General features: G+C 54.6%; 13 protein-coding genes. 5 read left to right on the top strand and 8 right to left on the bottom strand.

Going from position 1 to position 16,462, the window contains the following annotated elements:
* Positions 1-4 precede the first annotated feature (4 nt).
* Complete coding sequence (locus CPA59_RS12190) at positions 5-226, top strand: FeoC-like transcriptional regulator (RefSeq protein ID WP_033112326.1); 222 nt, start codon at positions 5-7, stop codon at positions 224-226.
* 267 nt (positions 227-493) lie between these two features.
* Positions 494-1,762, top strand: a complete 1,269-nt coding sequence (gene pepT / locus CPA59_RS12185) for a peptidase T (RefSeq protein WP_038919194.1) — start codon at positions 494-496, stop codon at positions 1,760-1,762.
* Positions 1,763-1,839: 77 nt separating this feature from the next.
* On the opposite strand, the gene CPA59_RS12180 is transcribed toward pepT, so the two are convergent.
* From CPA59_RS12180 to rluE, 8 genes are all read right to left on the bottom strand, one after another.
* Positions 1,840-2,961 carry a cupin domain-containing protein gene (locus CPA59_RS12180; protein WP_038919193.1) on the bottom strand — a complete coding sequence of 374 codons (1,122 nt, stop codon included), beginning with the start codon at positions 2,959-2,961 and terminating at the stop codon, positions 1,840-1,842.
* Positions 2,962-3,126: 165 nt separating this feature from the next.
* Positions 3,127-4,617 carry a two-component system sensor histidine kinase PhoQ gene (gene phoQ / locus CPA59_RS12175; RefSeq protein ID WP_049842450.1) on the bottom strand — a complete coding sequence of 497 codons (1,491 nt, stop codon included), beginning with the start codon at positions 4,615-4,617 and terminating at the stop codon, positions 3,127-3,129.
* A 14-nt stretch (positions 4,618-4,631) separates the two neighbouring features.
* Positions 4,632-5,300, bottom strand: coding sequence for a two-component system response regulator PhoP (phoP, locus tag CPA59_RS12170; RefSeq protein ID WP_038920986.1), 669 nt, complete (start codon positions 5,298-5,300; stop codon positions 4,632-4,634).
* A gap of 269 nt (positions 5,301-5,569) precedes the next feature.
* Positions 5,570-6,937, bottom strand: a complete 1,368-nt coding sequence (purB, locus tag CPA59_RS12165; RefSeq protein ID WP_038919191.1) for an adenylosuccinate lyase — start codon at positions 6,935-6,937, stop codon at positions 5,570-5,572.
* Between the two features lie 188 nt (positions 6,938-7,125).
* The gene (gene hflD / locus CPA59_RS12160; RefSeq protein ID WP_038919190.1) at positions 7,126-7,758 is read right to left on the bottom strand and encodes a high frequency lysogenization protein HflD; all 633 of its coding nucleotides are present in this window, start codon (positions 7,756-7,758) and stop codon (positions 7,126-7,128) included.
* 390 nt (positions 7,759-8,148) lie between these two features.
* Positions 8,149-9,261 (bottom strand): tRNA 2-thiouridine(34) synthase MnmA, encoded by a 1,113-nt coding sequence (gene mnmA, locus CPA59_RS12155; RefSeq protein WP_038919189.1) that lies wholly within the window; start codon positions 9,259-9,261, stop codon positions 8,149-8,151.
* A 175-nt stretch (positions 9,262-9,436) separates the two neighbouring features.
* Entirely contained in the window at positions 9,437-9,895 is a 459-nt protein-coding gene (locus CPA59_RS12150; RefSeq protein WP_100849615.1) for an NUDIX domain-containing protein, read from the bottom strand.
* Positions 9,888-10,514 (bottom strand): 23S rRNA pseudouridine(2457) synthase RluE, encoded by a 627-nt coding sequence (gene rluE / locus CPA59_RS12145; RefSeq protein WP_107759501.1) that lies wholly within the window; start codon positions 10,512-10,514, stop codon positions 9,888-9,890. Before rluE ends, CPA59_RS12150 begins: the two co-directional genes overlap by 8 nt.
* Before the next feature lie 131 nt (positions 10,515-10,645).
* On the opposite strand from rluE, the gene icd reads away from it, so the two are divergent.
* The 3 genes from icd to htpX all read left to right on the top strand — a co-directional run bounded on the left by icd (position 10,646) and on the right by htpX (position 16,243).
* The gene (gene icd, locus CPA59_RS12140) at positions 10,646-11,899 is read left to right on the top strand and encodes an NADP-dependent isocitrate dehydrogenase (RefSeq protein ID WP_107759499.1); all 1,254 of its coding nucleotides are present in this window, start codon (positions 10,646-10,648) and stop codon (positions 11,897-11,899) included.
* 822 nt (positions 11,900-12,721) lie between these two features.
* The gene (locus tag CPA59_RS12135) at positions 12,722-14,893 is read left to right on the top strand and encodes an EAL domain-containing protein (RefSeq protein ID WP_038919184.1); all 2,172 of its coding nucleotides are present in this window, start codon (positions 12,722-12,724) and stop codon (positions 14,891-14,893) included.
* Positions 14,894-15,358: 465 nt separating this feature from the next.
* Complete coding sequence (gene htpX, locus CPA59_RS12130; RefSeq protein WP_107759497.1) at positions 15,359-16,243, top strand: protease HtpX; 885 nt, start codon at positions 15,359-15,361, stop codon at positions 16,241-16,243.
* Positions 16,244-16,462 lie beyond the last annotated feature (219 nt).

Here is a 16,462-nt window from a genome sequence, read left to right as displayed (position 1 = left end):
CATAATGACGCTACTGGAATTGCGGGATTTTGTCCGCGAAAGAAAAAAGGTGTCGCTGCAGGACATCAGCACCGCTTTTAAGGCGGATCCCGGCGTAGTGGAAGGGATGCTGGCGGTGTGGGTGCAGAAAGGCAAAATTCGCTTTCACAGCGGCGAAGCCGCGCCAAAATGCGGCAGTTGCTGCGGCTGCGATAAAAGTCTGGGCCAGTATTACGAGTGGTTGTAACCTACGCAGGCCGGCGGGCGTCAAGCCGCCGGCCCATGCTCCTGCCTTGTGGCGACACGTGGTCGCCAGTCTCTATGTGTTAATGGTTTGTTGTTTAATTGCTGAGCCTCATGGCGCGGCCGGTATGCCGGTGTGTTCGCTGCCCCGCGGCGCTGGCGGCCTGAGCGGTGGCTCCGGGGGGAAAACCAATAAAAACTGACCTGACGCAATATCTGACGCTGACACCCTCTACATAATGAAACACGTAATCCATCGGAGGGGGTGGTGATGGAAAAATTACTTGATCGTTTTTTGAATTATGTTGCGTTTGACACCCAGTCCAAACCGGGTGTACGGCAGGTGCCGAGTACCGAAGGGCAATTAAAACTGGCGCAGGCGCTGCAACAGGAATTGACCGAACTGGGATTTGAGCAGGTATCCGTCAGCAAGCACGGCTGCGTGATGGCGACGTTGCCGTCCAATGTGGCCTGGTCGGTACCGGCGGTGGGGTTTATCGCTCATATGGATACCTCGCCGGATTTCAGCGGCAAGCACGTTAATCCGCAGATTGTGGAGAATTACCGCGGCGGTGATATCGCGTTGGGCGTGGGCGACGAGGTGCTGTCGCCGGTGATGTTCCCGGTGTTGCACCATCTGCTGGGGCAGACGCTGATTACGACCGACGGCAAAACGCTGTTGGGCGCTGATGACAAGGCGGGGATCGCGGAGATCATTACCGCGCTGGTGCGGCTGAAAAAGCGGCAGATCCCACATGGCGATATTCGCGTCGCCTTTACGCCGGATGAGGAAGTGGGCAAGGGCGCGCAGCATTTTGATGTCGAGGCGTTCCGGGCCGAGTGGGCTTATACGGTGGACGGCGGCGGTGTGGGCGAGCTGGAGTATGAAAACTTCAATGCCGCGTCGGCAGTGGTGAAGATTGTCGGCAACAATGTGCATCCTGGCTGGGCTAAAGGGGTGATGGTTAATGCGCTGTCGCTGGCGACGCGTTTCCACCAACTGGTGCCGGCTGATGAGACCCCGGAACAGACCGAAGGCTATCAGGGGTTCTACCACCTGCACAGCGCGAAAGGGACCGTGGAGCGGGCCGAGCTGCATTACAGCATCCGGGATTTTGAGCGCGACGGTTTTGAGCGGCGCAAGAAAACCCTGCTGGATATTGCTGAAACGGTGGGTAAAGGGTTGCACCCGGATTGTTATATCGAGGTCACGATTACCGACAGCTACTACAACATGCGCGAGCAGGTAGAGCAGTACCCGCATATTATCGCGCTGGCGCAGCAGGCGATGCGCGATTGCGACATTACGCCGCTGATGCAGCCGATTCGCGGCGGCACCGATGGCGCGCAGCTTTCCTTCCGGGGGCTGCCGTGCCCTAATCTGTTCACCGGTGGCTACAATGCCCACGGTAAGCACGAGTTTGTCACGCTGGAAGGGATGGAAAGCGCGGTGGCGGTGATTATGCGTATCGCCGAACTGACCGCGCTGCGTGCCAAAACCCGGCAGAGCAGCAGTGAGAGCATGTCGGTTAAAGCCTGATAATGGTTTGGGCTTTGGGCAAAAAAAGAGACGCCGAATGGCGTCTCTTGCGTTTCTGATGACCGGGAAACCGATAATCAGTCGACAAAATACCAGTAGCCGCTGTTGACCAGCGCGGTCAACTGAGCAAGGAACGAGGGATCGTCCAGCGCGTCGCCAAGGCGTTCGGCATTCAGCACGTCATAGTGCGCCAGCGCGGCAATTGCCTGCGACTGGCGGCTGTCCAGATGCTCGCCGTTTACGAAGCAGTCCTCGCCGATACGCACAACCCGCAGCCCGCCAAGACGGCGCAATGCCTCGCCCTGTTGTAGCAGATCGTACATCTCGCCCGGCTGATAAGGCGGCTCTGGCGGCGCCAGGTCCAATTCATGACGCGACTGAGAGACAAATTCGCCGAACCACTGGCGGAAAGCGTCTTTATGCTGCACCAGATCCAGCATCATGTGCTGCAGTTTATCCAGCTCCTGCGGCAGTATGTCCGCCGGATGCGCGCGCGAAGGGATATCCGGGTCGCTGTAGCGCTGGCCGCCCAGTTCACGAGACAGCACATAGTCGGCGAAACCGCTGACCAGTTCACGGGAACTGGGCGCGCGGAAGCCTACCGAGTAGTTGAGCGAATTTTCCAGCGAATAGCCTTCATGCGGGAAACTGGGCGGAATATAGAGAATATCGCCGGGTTCCAGTTCCTCATCAATAATGGCGTCGAACGGGTCGACTTGCAGCAGATCAGGATGCGGGCAGTGCTGCTTCATCGGCACTTTGTCGCCCACGCGCCAACGGCGGCGGCCGGTGCCCTGAATGATAAACACGTCGTACTGGTCAAGATGCGGACCAACGCCGCCGCCCGGCACCGAGAAGGAAATCATCAGGTCGTCAATGCGCCAGTCAGGCAACTGACGGAAAGGGCGCATCAGCGCGGCGGAAGGTTCATGCCAGTGATCGACTGCCTGCACCAGCAGAGACCAGTTGCTTTCTCCCAGGTGGTCGTAGCTTTCGAACGGACCGTGGCTAACATCCCAGCGGCCGTCCTGATGGCTGACCAGCCGGCTGTCCACCTCGTTTTCCATAGCAAGCCCGGCTAATTCGTCGGGGGTAATTGGATCGATGAAATGGCGGAAACCACCTTTGATGATTACCGGTTTTTTTTGCCAGTGGTGGGCCAGAAAATCCTGCCAGTCGAGATTAAGTTGGTAGTCCATAACGCATTTCCAGTAACAGGGAGCTGTCGGCGATTATAACGAAGTCGCCGCGATGGTGTCCCGTCCTTAATTCACGGGCGAGACGGCGGGTTAAAAAATCCTGAACCGTGTCGACCGGCAGACGGTGGTTTTCCCTGTATTGTAGACGGTTAATGCCAGACGGTGTCAGTTCTCATTCTGACCAAGGTGCTGACGGCCGAAAATGGCTTCCACCTTGGCGCCGCCGAGCGCGCTGGCGCCGATCAGAATTTCCCCTTGATACTGATCGATGATTTCCGCCGCGACCGCCAGCCCGATGCCCTGACCGGGGCGCAATGTGTCCGCCCGTTGTCCGCGCTGGAAAATCACTTCCCGTTTGCTGTCGGGAATGCCGGGGCCGTCGTCCTCAATCACCAGATGCAGTTTTTGACCGGAATAGCGGGCGCTGATTTCCACGAACTCCAGACAGTATTTACAGGCGTTGTCGAGGATGTTGCCCATCACCTCCATAAAATCGTTTTTCTCGCCAATGAAGGTCAGTTCCGGAGCGATGTCCATCGTCAGCACCACGCCTTTACGCTGGTACACTTTGTTCAGCGCAGAGCAGAGCGCGTCCAACTGCGCCGGAACGGAGTGCACTTCCCGCGTGATGGCCAGATGTTCCGTTCGCACGCTGGCGCGGTGCAGGTAATAGCCGATTTGCTGCGAGATACGGCTGATTTGCGTCAGCATGATCGGTTCGGCCTGCTCGATGGTCAATTCTTTACCGGTACGCAACGAACGCAGCGTGGTTTGCAGCACGGCCAGCGGCGTTTTCAGGCTGTGGGTCAGGTCGGTGAGGGTAGTGCGGTATTTGTGATAGCGCTGGCGCTCATTACTCAACAACGTATTCAGGTTGCGCACCAGACTGTTCAGTTCCCGCGGCGGATTTTCGTCCAGATGCTCGCGGGAGCCGTGCTCCAGCTCGCTGATCTGATGCACCAGGTGTTTGATCGGCCGCAGGCTCCAGTGCGCCGCCAGCCACAGCAGCGGCAATACCAGCACCAGATGGGCGATAAACACGTAGCGGAACCACTCCCAGACTACGTCCGCCTGTTGCAGTTCCTGCGGCACCCGGTCCACCACCACAATCACCATTTTGGGCAGGCGTTCGGACGCCGGGTAAACATTAACGGCGATAGAATGGGTAAACGGCGTTTTGTCTTCTGAACTGTAGGCGTGCAGTTTGTCCAGCATCTGCGGGTTGCTGCCCTGCAATACCGCATTACTGGTGTTGGTGTCGGCGTCCAGCTCGTGATAGTCGGTTTTTTCCAGCCATTCCGATTTGATCTGGGATTCCAGCTCTGGGACGGCGCGCTCCCGCCACAGCAGTTTGCCGTGCTTATCGTAGATAAACACCAGCGTCGGGTAATTGATGTCGATTTCAGGCGGCGTGGCGATAGTCAGTTGATTGTCGTGCCATTGCGCCAGGCTGTAGAACAGGTTGCTTTCGCCGCGCAGCAGGCGGAATGAGGTTTTGTCGAAACTGACGCTGTATCCCACCACGGCGACGATGCCGTAGGAGAGCGTCAGCGCCAGCACCACCGCAGCGGTGGCGATCAGAAAGCGAAAACGCAGCGAAAAAGGAGATTTTTTCAATATGCCATCCAAAATAATATGCCATCCAAAATAAAACATACCGTCCAGAATGATTAGATATCGAAGCGGTAACCCTGCCCGCGAACGGTAGTGATGACATCGTGGGAATTGGCGGACTGCAATTTTTTGCGCAGTCGGCCCATCAGCACGTCAATGGTATGGCTTTCCCGCAATTCGGCGTCCGGGTACAGCTGCAGCATCAGCGACTCCTTGCTGACCACCTTGCCATTATTGCGGATCAGGGTTTCGATGATGGTGTATTCAAACGCCGTCAGCTTCACCGAGTCGCCATTCACCAGTAATTCCCGCCGCGACAGGTCCACCTCAAAAGGCGGCAGGCTGATGATTTGAGAAGCCAGGCCGCTGTTGCGACGCATCAGCGCCTGCATGCGCGCCACCACTTCCTCGATGTGAAACGGCTTCGTGACGTAATCGTCGGCGCCGGCTTCCAGCACAGCCACTTTTTCCTGCCAGCTTTCCCGTGCGGTAAGCACCAGAATCGGCAATTTGATCTGATGCGCGCGCCAGCGGCGGATCAAACTGGTGCCGTCTTCTACCGGCAGGCCCAGGTCGATAATGGCGATGTCCGGCGCATGTTCCTGAAGGAAATAATCCGCTTCTTTCGCGTCCGCCGCCGCGTCAACCTGATGCCCCATTTCATTCAACTGGACATTGAGGTGATGGCGTAACAGAACATTATCTTCAACGACAAGAATGCGCATGACGTTTTCCTCGGTCATTTTCCTGATGGGATCTATCCAAACTTAGTGAACTATCAACGTGTTGTACAGACCTTGCAGCCTGCGCCCGCACGTTTACCGCAATCCGGGATAGTCATAGGTAGAAATACGCCATTGTCGGCGGTACGTCAGCATTATCCACAGTCGTTATCAACTGAGGCTAAACAGTGAGGCAGGAAATAAGCGTCTCTCCCAATAGGGTTGGGATAGACGCTAAGCCGGGCGGCGGGATAATGCCGCCCGGAGCAGGGTCAGAGTTCGTCGACCAGTTTCACGGCGCGGCCGATGTAATTGGCCGGGGTCAGCGCTTTGAGCCGCGTTTTTTCGTCGTCCGGCAGCGCCAGCCCGTCGATAAAGGCTTTCATGCCTTCGGCGTCCACGCGCTTGCCGCGAGTCAGTTCTTTGAGTTTCTCGTATGGTTTCTCAATGCCGTAACGGCGCATCACCGTCTGGATCGGCTCGGCCAGCACTTCCCAGTTATGATCCAGCTCGTCCAGCAGGCGATCGCGGTTGACTTCCAGCTTGCTGATGCCTTTCAGGGACGCCTGATAGGCGATGACCGCATAACCTACGCCGACGCCGAGGTTACGCAGCACCGTGGAGTCGGTCAGGTCGCGCTGCCAGCGCGATACCGGCAGTTTGCTGGCAAGGTGGCTCATTACCGCATTAGCCAGACCCAGGTTGCCTTCGGAGTTCTCGAAATCGATCGGGTTGACTTTGTGCGGCATGGTTGACGAACCGATTTCACCCGCGATGGTTTTCTGTTTGAAATGATTGAGGGCAATGTAGCCCCACACATCGCGGTCGAAGTCGATCAGAATGGTGTTGAAACGGGCGACGCAGTCGAACAGTTCGGCAATGTAGTCGTGAGGCTCAATCTGCGTGGTGTAGGGGTTCCACTGGATGCCCAGCGAGGTGACGAAACTTTCGCTGAACTGGTGCCAATCGACTGCCGGGTAGGCCACCATATGGGCGTTATAGTTCCCGACGGCGCCGTTGATTTTGCCCAGGATTTCCACCTGCTGCAGTTGACGGAACTGGCGTTCCATACGGTAGGCGACGTTGGCGAATTCTTTACCGATGGTGGACGGCGTGGCCGGCTGGCCGTGGGTACGGGACAGCAACGGAATGTCGCGATACTGCAGCGCCAGCTGTTTGATGGCGTCAATGATGTTGCGCCAGAACGGCAACAGCACATCGCGACGGGCTGTGTCCAGCATCAGGGCGTGGGACAGGTTGTTGATATCCTCGGAGGTGCAGGCGAAATGGATAAATTCGCTCACGGCGTGCAGCGCCGGAACCGCCGCCACTTTTTCCTTCAGGAAATACTCCACCGCTTTGACGTCGTGGTTAGTGGTACGCTCGATGGTTTTGATGCGCGCGGCGTCTTCTTCGCTGAATTCGGCGACAATTTTGTCAAGGAAAGCGTTTGCGTCAGCGTCAAATGCAGGAACTTCCCTGATTTCTGCACAGGCCGCCAGTTTTTGCAGCCAACGTACTTCAACCTGCACACGGAATTTCAGCAGACCGTATTCGCTGAAAATAGTGCGCAACATGCTGACTTTATCGCCATAGCGTCCATCAATGGGGGAAACGGCGGTCAGTGAGGATAATTCCATCGCAAGCAACTCCTGGGATTGTTTTCAAATAAAGAACATCGTTTGTCGTCATCCTATCGCATGACGAATAGCATTTCATGACGAATGGTATTTCATGGCGGATAGCATTTCATGGTAGACAGTATCTCATGGCGGCGGCTGAACCGGAATAAGCGGCCGCCGTCAATGAGCAGATGCATTGGTTCGGGTCAGTCCTGGCAGCGGGCCAGGATCTCCTGCGCATGGCGCACCAGCTTGCTGCGGGAGAACATCAATTGCAGCCGGCTGCCGCCCACCTGTTGCCAGAGCACGGCGGCGCGGATCCCGGCCAGCAGCGCCGCCCGAACCTTCGCCTGAATCTGTGGGTTCCGCAGCACTTCCTGCGCGCCGGTCACCTGGATGCGCGGGCCGAGTTTGCTGATCACGTCCACGTAAACGCCTGCCAGCACATTAATGAAGGTGTCCGACAGCAGATCGTAGTGCTCCAGTTGTCGGTCCAACTGGCTGATGCGGCTGCCCAGTTCGTCCATCGCTTCGCGGTTATTGTGCAGGCGGCGTTCCAGCACCATCAGGCTGAAAGTATAACGCGACAGTTCCGCGCCCAGCCCTTCGCGTGATGAATTGAGAATACCCAGCAGGGTTTCCAGCCCGGTTTTTAGATTACGTTCCGTGTTGCCAAAAACATCCAGCGTGTTGGGCGGGTTAATGTTCATGATGCTTTTCAGCGACGCTTTTAGCGCGTCCATATTACAACTGCCCTGGTGTGCCAATTGCTGCACCAAATGAGCAGACTGGCAGATTCCTGCCATTGCCAGCGTAATGTCATGATAGTTTTTAGCCACAATTGCTCCTGTCAACATCATCTGGCCGGCGTGCGAGTCCGGAATACCTGTACTATCTGTGTTTCCGGCTCGGCTGTGTTTCCGGTTCGATCCAGAGGAAAAGTAAACGCCGGCGAACATGCCCTGGCTTTTTCACTCACACAGCCTAAAAGGGCGGTGATCATGCCATAAAAATCAGCATGAACCCAGCCTGAACCCGGTAAAACCTTGTTCAGGCTGAAAATCGTCAGACTCGATCGTCCGGCAATTCAAGTTTAGTGTCATGAAAACGGAAAAGGTGCCCGAGCCGCGTTTTATTTGACGCAGCGCACTGGTGTGATTGGTTTCTTGTGGGGATGTCAGAAATGCCAGAGGAACCGATGCGGTTCCTCTGACTGATGCGACGACCGATTATTGCGCCGCGCGCAGACGTTCTTCAATGATGCCGCCGCCAAGGCAGACTTCGCCCAGATAAAATACGGCGGACTGACCCGGCGTGACCGCGGCCACCGGCTCGTCAAAACGGACGTCGATGCGGTCCGCGTCGATAGGCGTTAAAAGGCAGGGAATATCGGCCTGACGATAGCGGGTTTTTACCATGCAACGCAGCGGTTGAGTCAGCGGTTCACGATCGACCCAGTGCAGTTGCTGAGCTATCAGGCCGACGGACATCAGGCGCGGGTGTTCATGACCCTGAGCGACATACAGCACGTTGCTGGCGACATCTTTGTCGACCACGTACCACGGATCGTCGCCGCCTTCTTTAACGCCGCCAATGCCAAGACCTTTGCGCTGACCCAGCGTGTGGTACATCAGCCCCTGGTGTTCGCCCATGACCTTACCGTCGTCGACGGACAGAATCGGACCGGGCTGTGCGGGCAGGTAGCGCGCCAGAAAGTCGCGGAATTTGCGCTCGCCGATGAAACAGATGCCGGTGGAGTCTTTTTTCCGGGCGGTGGCCAGATCCAGCTGCTCCGCGATTTTGCGTACCTGCGGTTTTTCCAGCTCGCCGACCGGGAACAGGCTCTGCGCCAGTTGCTGGTGGCTCAGGGTGTAAAGGAAATAACTCTGGTCCTTGTTGCCGTCCAGACCGCGCAGCAGGCGGCTTTTACCGTCCACATCCTTACGGCGCACGTAATGGCCGGTGGCGATGTAATCCGCCCCCAAATCCTCGGCGGCAAACTCCAGGAAGGCTTTGAACTTGATTTCCTTGTTGCACAAAATATCGGGATTGGGAGTGCGCCCGGCGCGGTATTCCGCCAGAAAGTGCTCAAAAACGTTGTCCCAATATTCGGCGGCGAAATTGACGGTGTGCAGTTCAATGCCCAGTTTGTCGCAGACAGCCTGCGCATCGGCCAAATCAGTGGCGGCGGAGCAATACTCCGTATCGTCATCTTCTTCCCAGTTCTTCATGAACAGGCCTTCTACCCGATACCCCTGCTGTTGCAGCAGGTAGGCGGATACCGATGAGTCAACACCGCCGGACATACCGACAATGACTTTTTTCTGGCTGTTATCTGACATGGCAGTCTCGCGAACTCTTAATAAAGCGTCTTAATTCTTAATGATGTAAAGCGTTAAGGCGAAAAACAGGCGTAATACTATAACACACTCGCCCCGCGGAAGCACGGCCGATGCCTGCGCAGGGATAGGCTGTTCCGGTACGCCGCATGCCGTACCGGACGTGGTTTTTCCAACGTTATGCCGGGTCAGGAAACGGCCAGTTGAAGGCTTCCAGTATACTTAGCGGGTAGCGCTGGCCGCGCTGATAGCATGTCAGGCTGGCGGCCACGAGGGGGGAGCGCAGGCAGTCGGCCTTGAGAATGTCTTCCGGCTTCAGCCAGTGGCAGCAGGCGATATCGCTATCGTGCGGGATGGTGGGCAGCCGTTCGGGCAGGTCGATGGTGAAACTAAAACGCAGAAAGGGTGTTTTGTCCGGCGCGATCCACTGGTGTAGTTGCAGGAAGCTTTGCGGCGTGGCGTGAATGCCGGTTTCCTCAAACAGTTCTCGCTGCGCCGCCTGAATCAGGGTTTCGTCCGCCTCCAGATGGCCGGCAGGCTGGTTCCACAGACGCCGGTGGTTAATTTCTTCCTCAACAACCAGAAAATAGCCTTCCGCCTGTACGACACAGGCCACGGTCACATGCGGTTTAAACATGGTCGATCTCCCTCCATTCGCCGGGGTGCAATCCATCAAGCGTTTGATTCGCCATACTGTAGCGAATCAAACGCAGCGTTGGGTAGCCGATATGCGCCGTCATACGCCTTACCTGGCGGTTACGCCCTTCGTACAACGTGATTTTCAGCCAGCTAACCGGAATATTTTTACGTTCGCGGATCGGCGGCTGGCGCGGCCACAACCAGGACGGCTCTTCCACCTGTTCAGCACCGGCGGGTAGGGTCGGGCCGTCACTCAGTATCAGGCCGGTACGAAACGCGTGCAAAGCCTCTTCGTCGGGAACGCCTTCTACCTGGGTGTAATAGATTTTGGGCGTTTTCTTGCCGGGCTGGGTAAGACGCGCCTGCAGTTTGCCGTCGTTGGTCAGTATCATCAGGCCTTCGCTATCCCGATCCAGTCGCCCGGCGGAATAAACGTCGCGAAAGGGGACATAGTCCTTCAGCGTGGCGCGGCCGCCCTCGTCGGTAAACTGGGAAAGCACATCGAAAGGCTTATTGAACAACACGATGCGTGTTTTCGTTACGGCGGTGGATTCATTTTTTGCCGGTCGAGAGCTGAATCGTTTAAGTCGGTGATTTTTAACAGGGAATTTATTCATCTTATTACTGGCTGTGGATGGCAAAACCATTATACTCGAAATGGTTTGTGATTGGCTCAGGCTAAATATTCAAGTAGTATTGACACGCATCTTACAAGTCATTAACAAAATGGCGCTCGAAGGAGAGGTTAATGGAAAGTAAAGTAGTTGTACCGGCAGAAGGGCAGAAAATCACGGTTGACGCCCAGGGTAAACTGGTCGTGCCGGCTAATCCGATCATTCCGTTTATCGAAGGCGACGGTATCGGTGTCGATGTTACGCCAGCCATGATTAACGTAGTCGATGCCGCGGTGAACAAAGCTTACCAGGGCAAGCGCAAAATTTCCTGGATGGAAATTTACACCGGTGAGAAATCCACTCAGGTGTATGGTCAAGATGTTTGGTTGCCGGATGAAACGCTGGATCTGATCCGCGAATACCGTGTAGCCATTAAAGGGCCGCTGACCACGCCGGTAGGCGGCGGTATCCGTTCTTTGAACGTGGCGCTGCGCCAGCAACTGGATCTGTACGTTTGTCTGCGTCCGGTTCGTTATTACGAAGGCACGCCAAGCCCGGTTAAACATCCCGAACTGACCGACATGGTCATTTTCCGCGAAAACGCCGAAGACATTTATGCCGGTATCGAGTGGAAAGCCGGTACGCCGGAAGCGGACAAAGTCATCAAGTTCCTGCAAGACGAAATGGGCGTGAAGAAAATCCGTTTCCCGCAACAGTGCGGTATCGGTGTGAAGCCTTGCTCTGAAGAAGGGACTAAACGTCTGGTTCGTGCCGCGATCGAATACGCCATCACCAATGATCGCGATTCCGTGACGCTGGTGCACAAAGGCAACATCATGAAGTTCACCGAAGGCGCGTTCAAAGACTGGGGTTACCAGTTGGCTCGCGAAGAGTTCGGCGGTGAGCTGATTGATGGCGGGCCGTGGGTAAAAATCAAGAACCCGAAAACCGGCAAGGACATCATCGTTAAAGATGTGATCGCCGACGCCTTCCTGCAGCAGATTCTGCTGCGTCCGGCAGAGTACGATGTCATCGCCTGTATGAACCTGAACGGCGACTATATTTCCGATGCGCTGGCGGCGCAGGTAGGCGGGATCGGCATCGCGCCGGGCGCCAACATCGGTGATGAATGCGCACTGTTCGAAGCCACTCACGGCACGGCGCCGAAGTACGCCGGCCAGGATAAAGTGAACCCGGGTTCCGTGATCCTGTCTGCTGAAATGATGCTGCGTCACCTGCAGTGGTTTGAAGCGGCTGACCTGATCGTGAAAGGTATGGAAGGCGCGATCAAGAACAAGACCGTCACCTATGACTTTGAGCGACTGATGGAAGGCGCTACGCTGCGTAAATGTAGCGAGTTTGCCCAGGACATCATCAGCAATATGTAATCGACGATTACATCGAACCTCACGGCGGCGCTGGCCTCCGTGAGGTTTTTTTCTGGGTGAGGTTGCTTTCCGGCGATGTTTGCCGTTTTTCTGACGTACTATTCCGCATTAATTGTGAGTCTTTGGGCTTGCCGTTCCGCATTTTTGTACTATTACTTTACTTTCTCTTCTCTTTTTTAGCGCATTTTCTTCGTGCGAACCGTCGATCTCGTCCGGAATAAAGCGAGTGAACCCACAGCAGCCTGTTTTTCCTGTTCATTTCCGCATCGGTTCAGAATGAGATTGGCATCGGATATAACGCCGGTAGGTATAATTGTTATTTCGGTTTTACGCGCCAATTTTCTTAAAGAGAAAGTCTTTTATCGGCATTTAACCGATCAGAGAAAACGTATCCGCTGATCTGCCAGTTATGATAAGCCGTAAATAAGAACATTTTTATAGTGATAAGTTATCAACTTTGCATTGACGATTGGGAATAACGATCTATTAAGATAATTAACCACTTGCGTTGTCCTCTATTTTTTATAGGAACCGAGGAATCTTAGAAAATCTTGACGGCAGGTCTTCCTCCTTGTCTGCATTTTGCTATTCTGTTGACGCTGCCCGCTAATTTGCATGAAAGAGGCGAACCCTGGTGTGGGGAAGAAACCGAGCAAAGAGGGATAGTAGCCAGTTATCGTTTTAAATTTAATCGAAAGAGATCGATGGATTTTATTCATCGATGATTTTTTTTGCGTGAAAAGTTACGGTAAGCACCGTCACGACAACAGGCTACAATTTTTTCTGAAAGAAAAAACAATGGATAATGTGAGGGGAACCCCCATGAGTCGAGCCCCAGCAAATAAAGATGAAAAAAGCCGACTTGAGGCATTGAGAGAGTACGGCATCAGTAAACCACTGTCTGATCCTGGTTTTGACAATTTGATCAATTTGGCGGCTAACGTTTTCAATGTCCCTATCGTATTGATTTCGCTGATAGAGGAAGAACGACAATTGTTTGCCGCCAGCGTCGGCATGTCGGTGTGCGAAACGTCAAGAGACGAATCATTCTGTGCGCATGCGATTCTCAAAAAACGGATCATGGTGATCCCCGATACGCGCAAGGATCCCCGCTTCCAGGATAATCCATTGGTAACCGGTGAGCCGCACATCCGTTTTTACGCTGGTATCCCATTGCGGACGCCGAGCGGCTTTCCCATCGGCGTGTTATGCATTATTGATAACAAGCCCCGATCTTCTCTCAGTGCCCGCGATGCGCATAATTTGCAGGATTTTGCCGCACTGGTGATGGACAAATTGGAGATGCGGCGGCTGGATCTGGCGCGTCGCGCTAGTCAGGCTCGTTTTGAGAGCATCGCCGAGTCCTCGCCGGATGCCATTCTCTGCGTCAACGACAGAGGCACGATCACCTTCTGGAACGAGTCGGCAGAAAAAATGCTGGAGTACAGCCGTGAGCAGATTGTCGGCGAACACATCAGCATCATCGTGCCGGATATGTTCGTGGTGCAGTTGCATCATCTGGCGACGGACAAAACCGCGATATTCAAAGGTAGCTCGATCGAGCTGGAAACGCGCGCATTGCCCGGCACCCTGATTCCAACCGAGCTAACGGTGTCGATGTGGCATGACAACCATCAGACGCGTTACGGCATCATTCTGCGCGATATCACTGAAAGGCAACGTTACGAAGAGCGGTTGTTCCTGCAGGCGCACCGCGATCCGCTGACCGGGCTGGCCAACCGCACGTTACTGACATCCACGCTGGAGCAGGTGCTGAAGAACGGTGAGCCAACCGCCATCATGATCATTGATCTGGATGGCTTTAAGGATATCAACGACAGTCTTGGTCATGCCAGTGGCGATGAGATTCTGTCCAGTGTCGCCAAACGATTACAGGATAACGTGCGTTCCGGCGACCTGGTGGCCCGTATGGGGGGCGATGAGTTCGCGATTCTGTTGCCGAAGCAGAATGACGAGGCGCAGGTGGCAACGCTGGCGGAAAAAATCATTTATGATATTTCGCAAGCTGTGCCGGTTGATGACAAACAAATCAACACCAGCGCCAGCATCGGGCTGGTCATGTATCCGGCGCATGGCACAACCGTGCAGGATCTGCTCACCAGCGCCGATCTGGCGTTATACCAGGCGAAGGCGGACGGGCGTAACTGCTACCGCTTCTTTACCCGTGAGCTGAGAGAAGTATTTCAGGCGCGGCATGCTTTCCAGCTGGAATTTATCCGGGCGTATGAACAGGAAGAGTTCGAGGTGTTTTATCAGCCGCAGGTCAGCCTGGTTAACAGTAAGGTTGTGGGCGCTGAGGCGTTGCTGCGCTGGCGTCATCCTTATAAAGGGCTGCTGGGGCCGGCGGCGTTTATGTCCGCGCTGGAGCGAGGCCCTTGGGCTGAGCGTATTGGCGACTGGGTCGTGCGGTCCGCCTGCCAGCAGGCATCTGACTGGTGCCGGTCTGGCGCGGGGAATTTCCGTATCAGCATCAACCTGTTCGCGGCCCAGTTCCGTTCCGGCATGCTGGCGCAGAAAATCAAGGAAGTCCTGACGCAAACGGGTCTTAAACCTGGCGCGCTGGAGCTGGAAATCACGGAGAACATCATATTGCGGCACGATGAGAATATGATGAAACCTCTCAATGAACTGCGTAATAGCGGCGTCGGCATCGCTTTTGACGACTATGGTACAGGTTATGCGTCACTCAGCATGTTGAAGCATTACCCGGTCACGCGGCTTAAGATCGATCAAACCTTTGTGCGCGCTATGTGTGAGTCGGCGCCGGATGCGGCGATTGTCCGCGCGATTCTCTATCTGGGAAAAAGCTTCGGTCTGGATGTAATCGCTGAAGGTGTGGAAACACAGGAGCAATGTGAAAGATTGCTCAACAAAGGGTGTGAGCAGGCGCAGGGCTACCTGTTTGGCCGGCCGATGCCGGCAGATGAGTTCGAAAAACTGTTGGGTTTAGAGGATGCGCCGTTGGCCCATTGATATTGCAGTGATGTAACTGGCATCTGTTAAGTAGCGAAGATGAGCATGGATGCCACGATATTTTTGAATAATTCGTGTGAAACGCGGTAAAGCAGGTCCGGTTGCATCGCTTTTGAGCATACGGCCTGTGCCATCGGTCAGGCTGCTTAATGTTTTTCGCCGGCTCGGGATAAATATTACGCAAATTATATTTTATTACATCTCAACCTGCGGATATGTCAGGCCCTTTCATGGTATCCAACATAATCACATCAGATTTCCTGCTGTTGACTGTCGTTGCAAACAGTCCGCTATGCATGGATGACATTCTTTATTTTTCCCGAATCTTCCATCAATAAAAATGTAAAGTTATGTTAATTTGGTAACATAAAGGTTATGGATGCTTGAAAATGACGGCGCAACCCATACGATGTGGTTGTTGCAAACACTTTTGTTGCTTTTGCTGAAAGAGGAAATCTGAATCATATGATGCGTATTGCGCTTTTCCTGCTCACCAACCTGGCGGTGATGGTGGTATTCGGACTGGTGCTTAGTCTGACGGGCGTTCAGCACAACAGCATGGCGGGCTTGATTATCATGGCCGGCGTGTTCGGCTTCGGCGGGTCGATTATTTCACTGCTGATGTCTAAGTGGATGGCGTTGCGCTCCGTTGGCGGTGAGGTGATTGAACAACCGCGTGATGAAACCGAGCGCTGGCTGCTAGACACGGTGCGCGCCCAGTCTCAGCAGGTGGGGATCGCCATGCCGCAGGTCGCTATCTACCATGCGCCTGATATTAATGCGTTCGCGACGGGCGCTCGCCGCGACAGTTCGCTGGTTGCGGTCAGCACGGGGCTGTTGCAGAACATGAGCCGTGATGAAGCCGAAGCGGTTATCGCTCACGAAATCAGCCACATCGCTAACGGCGACATGGTCACGATGACGCTGGTGCAGGGTGTGGTGAATACCTTTGTGATCTTTATTTCCCGCATCATTGCGCAAATCGTTACCAGTTTTCTTTCCGGCAATCGTGACGACGGCGAAGAGAGCAGCAACGGCAACCCGTTGGTTTACATGGCGGTTTCCATGGTGCTGGAGCTGGTGTTCGGTATTCTGGCCAGCATCATTACCATGTGGTTCTCTCGTTACCGTGAGTTTCATGCCGATGCCGGTTCAGCGAAACTGGTCGGGCGTGAGAAGATGATTGCTGCATTGCAGCGACTGAAAACCAGTTATGAGCCGCAGGAAGCGGGCAACATGATGGCATTCTGCATCAATGGCAAATCCAAGTCCCTTAGCGAGCTGTTCATGTCGCACCCGCCGTTGGACAAACGTATCGAAGCGCTGCGTGCAGGCGAGTACCTCAAATAATCGCTGGTTCTATTCGCAAAGGCCCCTCGGGGCCTTTGTTTTTTCTGGCGTTCGGTCAGACTCTTCATTGCCGCATCTGGATCAATATCGGGCAAAATAATCTTGCGTCAGCGCAAACAGTCAGTGAAAAGTGAAAGAATGTTTTATAAAATAAAACCACGATCACGGAAAAATGAAACATTGTTTCTACAATATCGGTATAACAAGGCGATTGGCCGG

The sequence above is a fragment of the Dickeya sp. Secpp 1600 genome, assembly GCF_003049805.1.
In the GTDB taxonomy this organism is placed as follows: Bacteria; Pseudomonadota; Gammaproteobacteria; order Enterobacterales; family Enterobacteriaceae; genus Dickeya; species Dickeya fangzhongdai.
The sequence above is the reverse complement of the archived record's forward strand: the minus strand, read 5'-3'. Positions and strand labels throughout refer to the sequence as shown.

Coding starts and splice junctions, on each gene's coding strand:
- CPA59_RS12190 (WP_033112326.1), top strand. CDS start 5: ATGACGCTACTGGAATTGCGGGATTTTGTCCGCGAAAGAAAAAAGGTG.
- pepT (WP_038919194.1), top strand. CDS start 494: ATGGAAAAATTACTTGATCGTTTTTTGAATTATGTTGCGTTTGACACC.
- CPA59_RS12180 (WP_038919193.1), bottom strand. CDS start 2,961: ATGGACTACCAACTTAATCTCGACTGGCAGGATTTTCTGGCCCACCAC.
- phoQ (WP_049842450.1), bottom strand. CDS start 4,617: ATGTTTTATTTTGGATGGCATATTATTTTGGATGGCATATTGAAAAAA.
- phoP (WP_038920986.1), bottom strand. CDS start 5,300: ATGCGCATTCTTGTCGTTGAAGATAATGTTCTGTTACGCCATCACCTC.
- purB (WP_038919191.1), bottom strand. CDS start 6,937: ATGGAATTATCCTCACTGACCGCCGTTTCCCCCATTGATGGACGCTAT.
- mnmA (WP_038919189.1), bottom strand. CDS start 9,261: ATGTCAGATAACAGCCAGAAAAAAGTCATTGTCGGTATGTCCGGCGGT.
- CPA59_RS12150 (WP_100849615.1), bottom strand. CDS start 9,895: ATGTTTAAACCGCATGTGACCGTGGCCTGTGTCGTACAGGCGGAAGGC.
- rluE (WP_107759501.1), bottom strand. CDS start 10,514: ATGAATAAATTCCCTGTTAAAAATCACCGACTTAAACGATTCAGCTCT.
- icd (WP_107759499.1), top strand. CDS start 10,646: ATGGAAAGTAAAGTAGTTGTACCGGCAGAAGGGCAGAAAATCACGGTT.
- CPA59_RS12135 (WP_038919184.1), top strand. CDS start 12,722: ATGAGTCGAGCCCCAGCAAATAAAGATGAAAAAAGCCGACTTGAGGCA.
- htpX (WP_107759497.1), top strand. CDS start 15,359: ATGATGCGTATTGCGCTTTTCCTGCTCACCAACCTGGCGGTGATGGTG.